The sequence below is a fragment of the Streptomyces platensis genome (assembly GCF_008704855.1).
In the GTDB taxonomy this organism is placed as follows: domain Bacteria; phylum Actinomycetota; class Actinomycetes; order Streptomycetales; family Streptomycetaceae; genus Streptomyces; species Streptomyces platensis.
The window spans coordinates 37,232-49,475 of sequence record NZ_CP023691.1 but is presented as its reverse complement, the minus strand read 5'-3'; the positions used below and the strand labels follow the sequence as shown (position 1 = coordinate 49,475).

Below are 12,244 nucleotides of genomic sequence, written 5' to 3'. Positions count from 1 at the left end.
ACGTAACGGCACTGCTATACGGTGCGCCGGGTTCGGTGTCTGTAGTGCGGCCGGTGGAGGACGCGATGGGTGGCTCGACGGGATCAGCGGGATCAGCGGACTCTGCGGGCGCGGGGGAGCTGCAACGGCGGCTGGGGGTGCCCGACGCCGTGGTGATCGGCTTGGGGTCGATGATCGGCGCGGGCGTCTTCGCCGCCCTCGCTCCCGCCGCCGCGGCGGCAGGCTCCGCACTGCTCCTGGGGCTGGCGCTCGCGGCGGTGGTCGCCTTCTGCAACGCCACCTCCTCGGCCCGGCTCGCTGCCCGCTACCCGGCCTCCGGCGGCACCTATGTCTACGGCCGGGAGCGGCTCGGCGACTTCTGGGGCTACCTCGCGGGCTGGGCCTTCATCGTCGGCAAGACCGCCTCCTGCGCGGCGATGGCCCTGACCGTCGGCTCGTACGTCTGGCCCGGCCAGGCCCATGCGGTCGCCGTCGCGGCGGTGGTGGCACTGACCGCCGTGAACTACGGCGGCGTGCAGAAGTCCGCCTGGCTCACCCGGACGATCGTGGCCGTGGTCCTCGCCGTACTCGCCGCCGTGGTGTTCGCCGCCCTCACCTCCGGCAAGGCCGACCCCGTACGGCTGGACATCGGCGACGACGCCTCCTTCACCGGCGTACTCCAGGCCGCGGGCCTGCTGTTCTTCGCCTTCGCCGGCTACGCGCGCATCGCCACCCTCGGCGAGGAGGTCCGCGACCCCGGCCGGACCATTCCCCGCGCCGTCCCGCTCGCGCTGGGGATCACGCTGGTCGTCTACGCGGCGGTCGCCGTCGCCACCCTGCTGGTGCTGGGCCCACAGCAGTTGGCGCAGGCACCGGCCCCGCTGTCGGACGCCGTACGGGCCGCCGGCGCCGGTTGGCTGGCGCCCGCCGTACGCGCCGGCGCCGCCATCGCTGCCCTCGGTTCCCTCCTCGCACTGATCCTCGGCGTCTCCCGCACCACCCTGGCCATGGCCCGCGACCGGCATCTGCCGCACGCGCTGGCGGCGGTCCACCCGAAGTTCAAGGTGCCCCACCGCGCCGAGCTCGTCGTCGGCGCCGTCGTGGCGGCACTCGCGGCGACGGCGGACGTCCGCGGGGCCATCGGCTTCTCCTCCTTCGGAGTGCTGGCCTACTACGCCCTCGCCAACGCCTCCGCCTGGACGCTGTCCCCCACCGAAGGCGCCCCACCGCGGCTCATCCCGGCGGTCGGACTGGCCGGTTGCCTCGTCCTGGCCCTCGCCCTCCCGCTGACGTCGGTGATCTCGGGCGCCGCGGTCCTGGCCTGCGGCGCCGCCGCGTACGGCGTCCGGCGCACGCTCCCCGCCCGCAGGCAACGAGGCTCATGAGAAGGAGCGGGTCTGGCCCCACTTCCCCGGTCGGCTCTCCGCAGGCGGCCCGCCGGTGGGATCTCGATGAGGCCAGGCCATACGCCCCGGCCGCTGGGCCGGCACTCTCACAGCGCCCTCGTCATGAACGCACTGTTCGGGTCGGGCCGGTAGTCCGCGAAGGGCCCGCAGTACTGGAACCCGAACTTCTCGTACAGCCTTCGGGCGGGCAGGAAGAAGGCAGCCGCACCGGTCTCCAGGCTCAGCCGCGTGAAGCCCATGCCTTGCGCCTCGGCGATGATGTGCTCCAGCAGCTGGGAGGCGACTCCACTCCGCTGCCGCGTCGGCCTGGTACGCATCGACTTCAGCTCCGCATGACCCGCGTCCAGTCTCTTGACCGCGCCGCAGCCCACCAGGCCGGCACCGTCCGAGGCCGACCAGAAGGTGATCTCGGGCTTCCGGAGGCTGTCGAGGTCCAGGGCGTGCTTGCTCTCCAACGGCGTGCGGGACCGCATCTGCTGGACATGTGCGTCGAGGAAACCGGCGATCTCCGGGCCGGAGAGATCGTCCACCACGATCTTCAACGGGCTCACCATTCTTCCGCTCCTGCCTGTCATGGGACGCCACGCCACCTCGGCTGCTGTCGCGATGTCCCTGTTGGCGTGCCGGCGTGCGTACTGCCTGGCCACACTATGTGGATCTTGATGGCCGGACCAGGTAATTGACCTCTCGTAGTGGGCAGCACCGACGTTGACGAACTACCTGAACTTGACCCACTTTCAGGCCTGCGCACCTACGATGTCGCGGATGAACTCTCTGTCCATAGACACCACGTCCGTGAGCTTTGCCCTGGGCGAGGTTTCCGGCGTCCTGCTGGTTGTAGGTGGCGTCCTGACGCTGGTCTGGCGCCTGTCCGGCCCTTGGAGACGCGTCTCTGCGCCCCCGCGCCCGCTGCCCGCCGTGCAGCTCGCCCAACTGCGTGCCAGGCGGCGCAACATCGTCGTGGGCGTGCTGGCCCTGATCGCCGTCGGGGGAGTGGTGGCGGCAGTCTCCTCGTACCACCCGGAGCCGCGAGCCGCCGATACGGACGCCGCACGATCCGGCAAGGAGCCGGCGGACCCTGCCGTGGGAACGGATCAGGCCCTGCCGAAGCGCACCATCGTCGCGCCCAAGAGGGTGGCGGGCTACCACCTGATGACGGATCAGGAGGCGGCGCCCTACGCGCCACCGGCCGCGAACCCGCCAACTCGATACAAGCGCTGGTACTACGACTCTTCGCCGGACGGTGAGCCCGACGGTGTCCTGACCATCGACGCCGTCGAGTGGGATCCCGAGCTCGCTGCGGAAAAGCGCCGGGACTCGCTCACCCAGGAGTTGCGCAATTTCTTCGCCGGGGCAAAGGCCAGGGAGGTGACCTCGTTCCCAGCAGGCCCGATGGGCGGTCGACTGAGCTGCGGCCATACGAACACCGATCACGGCGAGGCGACCGTCTGCGCATGGAGCGACGCCGCCACCTTCGGCTTCCTGACCCTGGCAGACGCGGCACGCCTCGACGATGCCGCCCTGATCGCCGTCACGTTCCGGACAGCTGCCGAACGACGGTCCTGAGGGGCCGCCACAGGGGAGCGCCAAATCCCACCGTGGTCGACGCCGCGCGTCCGAGTCGGGTTTCCCGGCCGACCTGACACACGCTCAGTGCTCACCGCACCTGCGCAGCGGCACCCTCCGTATCAGGGTGAGATGTGGGCTGATTGCTTAGCCCATCTGGCCCCATGGGGTGGCGGAGACGCCGTTGACGCCACTTCGTCGTGCTTCCATCTCGCCATGGAGGTGCTCACGTGATGACCGCAGACTCATCGCAAGAAAGCTATCCGCAGAGGGGTGCGCCGCGGCGGCGCGTACTGGCCGCAGCTGCCCTGACTCCGATGCTGGCCGGTGCCGCAGCCCCCGCTCGTGCCCTGTCCGGCAGGACGGGCGACACGAGGAGCCGCGGGCTGGTCCAGCCCGTTCCCACCACCTTGTCGGACTGGGAGGAGGTGGCCCATGTGCTCGGGCGAAAAGGCGACATGAAGCGAAAGCTGATGTATCACACAGCGCTGCCACGTCACGACCTCCGGGTGCGCTCGCACGGCATCCACGTCAAACCGGCGCTCGCTCTCGGCTCGCATGTGTCCTTCGTCCGGTACGCCGACAAGAGCACGCTGGTGATGGGTGACGTGGTGGTCACCGAGCGGGAAATGCAGACGTTCTCCGATGCCCTGCACAAGCACAAGATCGGGCAGACCGCCATCCACAAGCATCTGCTGGCCCAAACGCCCGACATCTGGTGGATCCACGTCCACGCCCACAGCCACCACCCGCTGTCCCTGGCCCGCGGCCTGCGCGCGGCGTTCGACCGTACGGACACCCCGCCCCCGCTCCCCTCGTCCCGGCGGAAGCCCGGCGACCTGGACACCGCCGGCATCGACGCCGCGCTGGGAGTCAAGGGCTCCGTCGACGACGGCATCTACAAGTGCGTCTTCGTCCGCCGCGAGACCATCACCGACGGCCATCTGGTACTGCCACCGGGCCTGGGCTCGACCAGCGCGTTGAACTTCCAGCCGTTGGGTGACGGGCGGGCCGCGATCAGCGGCGACTGCGCCATGATCGCAAGCGAGGTCCAGGACGTCCTGGCGGCGCTGCGGTGCGCCGGGGCCCGTCTCGTCGAACTGCACAACCACGGCTTGACGGACGAGCCCCGCCTGTTCTTCGTCCATTTCTGGGCCGTAGGCGACGGCGTCAGACTCGCCCGAGCCCTGCGCCCGGCGGTGGCCGCCACCAACGTCGTACCGGCCGGCTGACTTCGCACGGGCAGTGGGCCCCGCAGGCAGTGCCTGAGCCGCACGCAGACCCGCCTACCTCAGCGGTGGGTCCACCCACGGCCTCATCTGTCTTCCGGAGGGGCCCGGTGCCACCTGGTGCCACAGCGCGGCTCAGGAGTCCTGCCCTCTCTCCTCGGCCAGCTCGTACTCCTCCTCCAGCGCTTCGGTGACCTTCTCCCACAAGTCGGATTCCACGAGCGGATCCAGGTCTTCGATCGCTGTGCGGAACTCCGCCAGCGCCTTCAGCGGCTCCGGCCCCTCAAAGCGCTGAGCGAACTGCGCAGCCAGTCCCAGGGCGCCCGCCAACGATTTCAGAGAGGAGTGCGCCTCACCCGCGTAACCCGCCGCGTGGTCCCAGCCGTTGGGGTCGTACAGATCGACGCATCCCACCACGCCGTGCACCATCAGCGAGAACTCCTGGCATATACCGAACTCGAACGCATACGAGCTGGGCGGCGAATCGTCGTCCGGGGTTCGCCGCCCGAACAGCTCGTCCGGGTCTTCCGCCCACGGCCCCTCGGTCTTCAGCCTGCTCGAGTCGAAGTCGATGAAGTCGAGGAACCCGTCGATCCGCACGGCGGGGAAGCCGACCGTGGTGAGAAACTTCCTCGTCCCCTCATGTTCCAGCCGCTCAGGCAGCTCCGCCTCCGCAGGCCGCCACAGCGACCCCACCCCGAAACAGGACTCCAGCCACTCCGCCGTGGGGTTCCTGGCTGCCGCCATCCACTCATTCATGCGCACATGGCTCTCCCGGGCCGTTCTGCTGATGTGACACCAACAGTGAACCCCATGGCACTGACAATCGGGCCTGGAGAGGGCGGGCGGCCCCTCCGCGCCGTCCGTCCGTGCGCCACCGCTCGGCGACTCGACTGCCTTACGGATGGGGGAGGTTGGGCATGTTCCCTACAGCACAGCCAGGGAGGCTACGGATGGCTACCGGAGGGCTCGGCGGCCGGACTGCCGATCAGCGGGCGTCAGGCACTCTGCGCGGGGCGGGTCTCCAGACGCCAGATCACATCAATGCCCGTCTCACTCGGGGCCGCAGGCCCTTCCGGTGTCTGCACGCGCTCCACTTCGGTGAAACCCAAGCGCCGGGCGACGGCCCCGCTGGCGAGGTTCGCCGCGTCATGATGGATCTCGATGCGATCGATGCCATCCATCCGGTGCCCCGCCTGCACCAGGCCGGCAGCAGCCATCGTGATCAGCCCCTTCCCCGTCCACGCATGGTGGAGCCAATAGCCGATCTCCAGTCCGCCCGGACCGATCCGACGCATCAGACTGATGCTCCCGACCGCCACACCGTCCGTGGTGATCGCGTAGTGGTACGCCTGCCCCGAGGCCCACTCCTCCTCGCACCGGGCCAGAAACGCTGCGCCCTGCTCCCGGTCATGACGGGCCGCAAAGCGCATCCAGGGAAGTAGGTGATCACGTGACTCGGTAATCAACTGGTGCAGGATCTCCAGGTCTTGGCCACGCCAACGGCGCAGCTCGACTTGATCCGAGCGGAGGACTTCAGCGGGATGCTCCATGGCCGAGATCCTGGTGGAGCCACGCCGGATCGACAACGCAATTACCGGGGCTCAAGAGAGGGGGGAGCCCGCAGCGTGATTCAGCCGGTGGATGCTTCGGTGTCGCGTAGCCCTACACAGTCCAGCGCCCAGAAGGCGTCGGAGTAGACGAGGGTGCCGGTCATCCAGGGTTCGTGTGCTGCCAGCCGGACGACTTGGAAGGCGGCAGGCGGGATGCGCAGGGAGGGGGAGCGGAAGCCGAGGGTGTCGGAGCGTTCGAAGCCGCGCTGTGCGTAGTAGTGCGGCGAGCCTTCGAGGAAGACCAGGGGCACGTGCTGGGCGTCGGCCGCTGCGAGTGCGTGCTCGATGAGCCGGGTACCGATCCCTTGGTCCTGGAACTGCGGGAGCACTCCCAGCGGTGACAGCACCAGGACGTCCACGATCCGCAGCGGCGCGTCGAGCCGGCCGGCACTCAGCAGCACGTGCCCCACCACCTGCCCGTCAACCGTGGCGACGAACGACATCGGGGCCAGGGGCGCTTCCGCGCTCCGCAGGGCGTCTGCGAGGGCCGGCACCCGCTCCCGGCCCTCGAACGCGGCCAAGTGGAGTGCGTGCACCGCCGGATGGTCGTCACTCCGCTCCTGACGGATCATCAATCCTGCGTTCCGCGCCTCTGCACCAGCGTTGTCTGTGGTCACGGCCGCGAGCGTAGAGGCACCGCGCCATCCGTGCCATCGCATTCCGGCCCGCAGCCTGCCTACCCAGGAGGGAGGCAGAGGTCAGGACCCGGCCGTCGAGGAACGGGAACTCCCGGGAACGGTGGTCTCCTTGACGGCGACGGCGACGACGGCGAGCCGGCGGGCCGGCACTTCGAAAGCCCGCACCCGGGACGGTACGCCGTCAGTCGCCTGCCGATGACGGCAGTTGGCGAGAGGCGTAGGCGGTGGCCAGTCCGCGGACTTCGGTGGTGACGCGGTCCCACGCGCAGGCGGGGAATTCGTGGCCGACGCGCGGCAGGAGGACCAGGCGCGAGTCGGGGATCCGTGCGGCGATCGCCCTGCCGGCGCTGGGCTTGATGAGAGGGTCGTCCTCCCCGTGGAGGATGAGCGTGGGCCGGGTGATGGCGCTGATCCGCGGTCCGTGCCACTGGGCGCCGATCTGGCGGCTCTGTGCCTGCTGGTCGTGCATGCCGCGGTCGGCATTGCGCTCGGCGGCCTCCCGGGCGGCTCGCTCGTCGAAGGTGCGGTGGGGCGAGGCGAGGAGGCGGGAGACGGCGATGCCGGCCTCGACGGCCCCGTCGGGGGTGTCGGGAAACCTCAGGCGGGCGAACTTCGCCAGCGTCCGCATGCGGATGTACCGCATGGTCCGCAGTCCCGAGATGTCTCCGGGGACGGCTGCCATGGAGGTGAGGGTGCGCACGCGCCCCGCGTGCCGCAGCGCCACGCGTTGTGCGACGGCTCCACCGAGGGAGACGCCCAGCAGATGCGCCGACCGCCACCCCAGAGCATTCATGACGGCGACGGCATCATCTGCCATGTCCTCGGCCGTGTACGCCGTCTCGCGCTTGGCGAAGAGCGCGGAGATCGGGGTGCGGGAGGGGGCGGGCGGGAGGTGGGTCGACTCCCCGCTGTCGCGCTGGTCGTATCGGGCCACCGCGAAGCCCCGCGCGGCCAGCATCCGGCACAGCTCGTCCGGAATCCACAAACGGTTCACGCCCAGCCCTGTGGCCAGCAGAAGCGGCTCGCCGTCCGCCCCTTCGGTCAGCGCATCGAAGGCCAGCCGCACCCCGCCGTTCTCCGCCCAGCGGACGGGGCTCCACAGGTGTTCCGAGGCCAAGGCCATACGTACCTCCCATAACTGCGACCGACCATTAACTGCGACCGTTGTTCGCAGTTTAGAGTAGGGGAGGCATCAGGGGAACGGAGAGGGCAGGTGGGCGAGTGGCTCAGGAACCGGTGACGGTCTGGACGAGGGCCGAACGCGGTGCTCGCGGCCCCCTGCCCGCACACAGCCGCGCGGACCTGACCGCGGTCGCCGTCGAGCTGGCGGACCGGGGCGGCCTGTCGGCGGTGTCCATGCGGCAGGTGGCCAAGGAGCTGGGCACCGGCCAGGCCTCCCTCTACCGCTATGTCTCCGGCCGTGAGGACCTGCTCGACCTGATGACGGACGCGGTGGCGGGGGAGATCGACCTCGACGTCCCGCTCCACGGTGATCCCGTTGCGGACCTGGTCGCCCTGGCGGCCCGGGCCAAGGCCGCCCATCTGCGGCATCCGTGGCTGCCCGACATCCCGCCGGAACCTCTTCGGCTGGGGCCGCGGAGCGTGGACTACCTCGAATACGCGCTGCGGGCGATGGCGTCCGTACGGCTGCCGGGCCGGACCAAGATGGAAATCGTCGCCCTCATGAGTGCCCTGGTCGCGCAGTTCGCCCGGGCGGAAATCCAGGGCGGCCGCGCGACCACCGACCGCCAGGCGGCGCAGGCCGCGTACCTGAGCCAGACGGCCTCCCAGGGAGATCATCCCCATGTCGCGGCCGCCATGGCCGATCAGCATGGAGAGGCCCCCACAGAGGACTCCCAGCAGCTGTTCGAGCGGACGATGCACCGGGTGCTCACCGGCCTCGTCGTCGACGACATGGCCGCGGCCGACGTCGGGGACGTAGAGCCAGGAGAGGACGTAGAGACGGAGCGCGAAGGCGGTGGCCACACTCGGTGAGCCGGCCTCTTTGATCGAGGCCCCGCGACCCCCGGCGACCGCCACGGCCACGCCGCCCACGACGCGTACGCCACCTAGAACACCGCGACACGCACGACGCCCACGACGCCCACGACCGCCGCGATCTCCGCCGCCGGCACGAGCAGCGCCCTGAGCAGGCGGAGGAGCGGTCTGAGCCGGTGGGGGAGTCTCCAGGCCACAACCATCTGGGCTCGGCGCCGCAGCCATTTCCCGAAACCGCTCCGCCCCGCACCACCCCGTGTGATGTCGGCTGTTTGGCTGCGGCGGCGGTGTCATCGCGGACACGTCCGTCGAGACAGGCACACCGAGAGGCATGATGGTCTGATGAGGGTGTTGCCGGTGTGGTCACGGGTGCGCCGTTGGGTTCCGGCCTTGGTGATCGCTCTTGCGGCGTTGGTGGACCTGCTGACGCCTACCTCGGTGTCGTCCGCTCCACTGCTGGCCGTGGCGCCGGTGACGGCGGTTTCACTGTTCGGCCCGGCGGGGGTCGTCGGCGTCGGCGTTTCGGCGATGCTGGTGCAGGCGGGTCTGGGCTTCCTCGACGGCTCGTACGACTGGCAGGGCGACGCGGCCGTGCAGATCACGCTGGCGTCCGTCACCGCACTGGCGGTCGGTCTGAACCGGTCCCTGCGCATGCAGCATGCGAGCGCCAGCCGGGCACGCTACGCCGCGGAGATGGCCCAGCGGGCCGTGCTGCCCAGCCCTCCCAGCCGGCTGGGGGACCTGCGGATCGCCGCCCGCTATGTGCCGGCCGAGGACATGGCGCTGATCGGCGGCGATCTCTACGTGATGCAGGAGACCCCGTTCGGGGTGCGCGCCATGGTCGGCGACGTACGGGGCAAGGGACTGTCCGCCGTCACGGCCGTCAGCGTCGACATCGGGGTCTTCCGGTACGCCGCCGATCATGAACCTGACCTGCCTGCCCTGGTGGCGTGCATGGAAGAGGCCCTGTTGCGCGAAAGCCAGCGGCGGGAGGGCCTGGACGCGACGGAGGGGTTCACCACTGCCCTGATCGTGCAGTTCGCCGACGATCTGAGCCAGATCCATATCGTCAACCGGGGCCATCCCGCCCCGGTGCTGCTGCATGCCGACGGCCGGGCGCGCGTCCTGGAGCCGGCGGAAGAGGCGCCACCCCTGGGCATCTCCGGCCTGGACGCCTGGGCCTCCCCGGTGGAGACGCACCCCTTCCCGCCCGGGGCGATGCTGCTCTGCTTCACCGACGGCGTCACCGAGGCGCGCGATCCTGCCGGCGTCTTCTACGACCCCGCGGTCCGGGTCCCGCACATGGTGCAGTCCTACCTGCGCCAGACCAGCCATTTCCCGGAGCCGTCGACGGTCCTCGACCTCCTGGCCCGCGACGTCAGCCGTCACAGCGGCGGTTCCCCCCAGGACGATCAGGCCCTCCTCGCGCTGCACCGGCCGCTACGGCAACAGGACCTCCTCGCCCGGCCGCGCCAGGGGCAGCCACCGGGGCCGGGCGCTCTGTGAAGGGGCGGTGCTAGCGGCCACTCCGCCCGCTCGGCTGTGCGGCCGTGCCTCACCCGATGGGCCTGGCGTCACGAGGGGACCGAATGGCAAAGGGTCCCTGCCTCATCCGAGACAGGGACCCTTGTGCGTGGAGCGCCCGGCAGGCCTTGCACCTGCATTTCCCGCCGGCTGGCGGACGTCTTTCCTTGGACCACAGACGCGTGACTCCGAAGTGGTGCGCCGGAGTTGCATCATGATCATACAGGGATCGCGGGACCGCAGTGCAACCCGCTGGGATCAGCTGAACGACCGCCGCTCCTACGACTTCGACCCTCCGGGCCCGTACGAGGACTGACAGGCGCACCTCGACGAGGTGGAGTCACGTTCGGTGCCACTGCCGACGGAAGTGGCCGATCTGCTGGACCGCTTGGAGGACCAGCTGACGGCGCTGGCCGACCAGGCGCCGCTGGCCGCACTGAAGGCCGTGGCGGCACTGGAGCGCACCACCGGCCTCGCCGGCCACGAGGCCGCCTGCGCTGCTGAGGTGGATGAAGACTCGTGGGAAGCGATCGGCCAGGCGCTCGGCGCCCCGAAAGCAAGATCAGCACCCCGCGCCGCCTGCATGATCTCTATGCTGACGACATGTTCGACATACCTCTTTCGGCGCTTGAAGTCGCGATGGTCCAAACGGGCGCCCGAGCCGTGGATACCCTGCACGACACCGCGGCGTTCGCACAGGGACTGGAACGGCTCGGCTACCACCGGATCTGGTACGCCGAGCATCACCATTCGCCCGCGATCGGCGCATTCCCGCCGGTGGTGCTGACCGCGCACGCTGCGGCTTCGACCTCGGAGATCCATCTCGGTTCGGGCGGAGTGCTGGCCCCCAACCACGCACCCCTCACGCTGGCCGAACAGTTCGGAACCCTGGCCGCCTTGCACCCGGACCGTATCGACCTGGGCATCGGCCGCGGCCCCGGCACCTTCGACGCGTCCATCGCACGGGCCCTGCGCCGCGGAGCCGGACCGACGACGGATGCGGAGTACGCGGGCGACGTGTCCGCGACGCTGTCCTTTCTGGTCGACGAGGTCGCCCTCGGCCCGCTGCCGGAGCCGTGGCTGCTGGCCTCCAGCCCCGCAGGCGCCGCACTCGCCGCGCGCCTGGGCCTGCCGGTCGCAGTCGCACACCACATCCGGCCGGACAACACCCAAGCGGTGCTGGAGCGTTACCGGGCGGAGTTCACCCCGTCGCGCTGGTGTGAGCGGCCCCGGGTGCTGTTGTGCGTGGAGGCGGTATGCGCCGAGACAGCACAAGAGGCGGCGTGGCGCGCCGGCCCGATGGACGTCATCAAGGCCGGGCTCCTGAAGGGCCGGAGTGAAATCCCCTTCCCCACACCCGCGGAGGCAGCCGCCCACCCCTTCACGGAGGAGGAACGCCAGGCACTGGCCGCCTTTCGCGCACAACAGGCCGTCGGGACGCCGGAGTCGGTCATACACCGGCTCACGGAACTGGCCAGCGAGACCGCGGCAGACGAACTGATGCTGACCACACCCGTCTACGACCTCGGTGACCGCATTCATTCTTACGAGCTCATCAAGAAGTACTCCGGGGCCACGGCAGCATCCTAGGAATCGGGGGAACGTGGGGCAGTGCCGGAGCCGTGCGGCTCGCGGGGTGTTCCGCGGGGCCCCCGATGGCCGGCTTCTCTGGGGCGGAGGGCGCGCCGACGGGTTCAGCAGGCAGCGAGCAGGGCGACGGCGCCACCCTCGGCTGCTTAGCTGACCTGATCTGCCCTGCCCTTACCGGGAGCCGCCAGCAGCCTGGTCCCCTACAGTGCCGACGGTATGACAACACTTGCATCCTTCACCTTTGTGCGCCACATCGACGGACTCCGCTACCACTTCGAACGCTACGGCGAGCACAACGACCGCCCCGCCTACCGCCGAACGGACGGGAACGTGTGGTGTGTCTGGTCGCCGTCCGACGGCTGGCATTGTGAGATCGCTGACGGCCTCGTCACCGCCCTTCCCCTCAACAGCCATGGTGACGAACCCGAACCCCCGGCCACCGTCTGGCGCAGCTTCAAAGACGACCGTTCCTACCTCTATGACCTCCGGACCCTCGCCCCTGAAGCATGATCCGCCGGGCAGTGCCTAAGTCGTCTCCCTCGAGATGACGATTCACGTCAACTGGTCATATTGGTGGCACCCCGGGGAGGGCCGAGCCATGCTCGATCGAGCCCTTGCCCGTCTTCTTCAGCAAGGATGGCGCAACACCTACCCGTAATCCGGGCCCCGCTCCCAGCGATCAACGTCTGCCCCTGAACGGC

12 protein-coding genes are annotated in these 12,244 nt (G+C 69.8%); 7 read left to right on the top strand and 5 right to left on the bottom strand.

What is annotated here, in order from left to right; all coding sequences use genetic code 11:
- Positions 1-65 precede the first annotated feature (65 nt).
- Positions 66-1,364, top strand: coding sequence for an APC family permease (locus tag CP981_RS00215; RefSeq protein ID WP_085924170.1), 1,299 nt, complete (start codon positions 66-68; stop codon positions 1,362-1,364).
- 107 nt (positions 1,365-1,471) lie between these two features.
- On the opposite strand, the gene CP981_RS00210 is transcribed toward CP981_RS00215, so the two are convergent.
- Complete coding sequence (locus tag CP981_RS00210) at positions 1,472-1,927, bottom strand: GNAT family N-acetyltransferase (protein ID WP_085924207.1); 456 nt, start codon at positions 1,925-1,927, stop codon at positions 1,472-1,474.
- A gap of 223 nt (positions 1,928-2,150) precedes the next feature.
- Between CP981_RS00210 and CP981_RS00205 the strand changes: the two genes are divergently transcribed.
- Both CP981_RS00205 and CP981_RS00200 read left to right on the top strand, forming a co-directional pair.
- Positions 2,151-2,951 carry a hypothetical protein gene (locus CP981_RS00205; protein WP_143658857.1) on the top strand — a complete coding sequence of 267 codons (801 nt, stop codon included), beginning with the start codon at positions 2,151-2,153 and terminating at the stop codon, positions 2,949-2,951.
- Positions 2,952-3,184: 233 nt separating this feature from the next.
- Positions 3,185-4,183, top strand: a complete 999-nt coding sequence (locus CP981_RS00200; protein ID WP_167536029.1) for a DUF1259 domain-containing protein — start codon at positions 3,185-3,187, stop codon at positions 4,181-4,183.
- A gap of 132 nt (positions 4,184-4,315) precedes the next feature.
- Here the strand turns inward: CP981_RS00200 and CP981_RS00195 are convergent, their stop codons facing one another.
- From CP981_RS00195 to CP981_RS00180, 4 genes are all read right to left on the bottom strand, one after another.
- On the bottom strand, positions 4,316-4,939 hold the full coding sequence (locus CP981_RS00195; RefSeq protein WP_085924208.1) for an SUKH-4 family immunity protein: 624 nt from the start codon (positions 4,937-4,939) through the stop codon (positions 4,316-4,318).
- 239 nt (positions 4,940-5,178) lie between these two features.
- Positions 5,179-5,733 (bottom strand): GNAT family N-acetyltransferase, encoded by a 555-nt coding sequence (locus tag CP981_RS00190; protein ID WP_085924173.1) that lies wholly within the window; start codon positions 5,731-5,733, stop codon positions 5,179-5,181.
- Between the two features lie 80 nt (positions 5,734-5,813).
- On the bottom strand, positions 5,814-6,365 hold the full coding sequence (locus CP981_RS00185) for a GNAT family N-acetyltransferase (RefSeq protein WP_085924174.1): 552 nt from the start codon (positions 6,363-6,365) through the stop codon (positions 5,814-5,816).
- 247 nt (positions 6,366-6,612) lie between these two features.
- Positions 6,613-7,554 carry an alpha/beta fold hydrolase gene (locus CP981_RS00180; protein ID WP_085924175.1) on the bottom strand — a complete coding sequence of 314 codons (942 nt, stop codon included), beginning with the start codon at positions 7,552-7,554 and terminating at the stop codon, positions 6,613-6,615.
- Positions 7,555-7,652: 98 nt separating this feature from the next.
- Between CP981_RS00180 and CP981_RS00175 the strand changes: the two genes are divergently transcribed.
- The 4 genes from CP981_RS00175 to CP981_RS00155 all read left to right on the top strand — a co-directional run bounded on the left by CP981_RS00175 (position 7,653) and on the right by CP981_RS00155 (position 12,053).
- Positions 7,653-8,426, top strand: a complete 774-nt coding sequence (locus CP981_RS00175) for a TetR/AcrR family transcriptional regulator (RefSeq protein ID WP_085924176.1) — start codon at positions 7,653-7,655, stop codon at positions 8,424-8,426.
- Positions 8,427-8,822: 396 nt separating this feature from the next.
- Complete coding sequence (locus CP981_RS00170) at positions 8,823-9,935, top strand: PP2C family protein-serine/threonine phosphatase (RefSeq protein WP_341873705.1); 1,113 nt, start codon at positions 8,823-8,825, stop codon at positions 9,933-9,935.
- Positions 9,936-10,556: 621 nt separating this feature from the next.
- On the top strand, positions 10,557-11,543 hold the full coding sequence (locus CP981_RS00160) for an MsnO8 family LLM class oxidoreductase (protein WP_085924178.1): 987 nt from the start codon (positions 10,557-10,559) through the stop codon (positions 11,541-11,543).
- A gap of 216 nt (positions 11,544-11,759) precedes the next feature.
- Complete coding sequence (locus tag CP981_RS00155) at positions 11,760-12,053, top strand: hypothetical protein (protein WP_085924179.1); 294 nt, start codon at positions 11,760-11,762, stop codon at positions 12,051-12,053.
- The last annotated feature ends 191 nt before the right edge of the window (positions 12,054-12,244 follow it).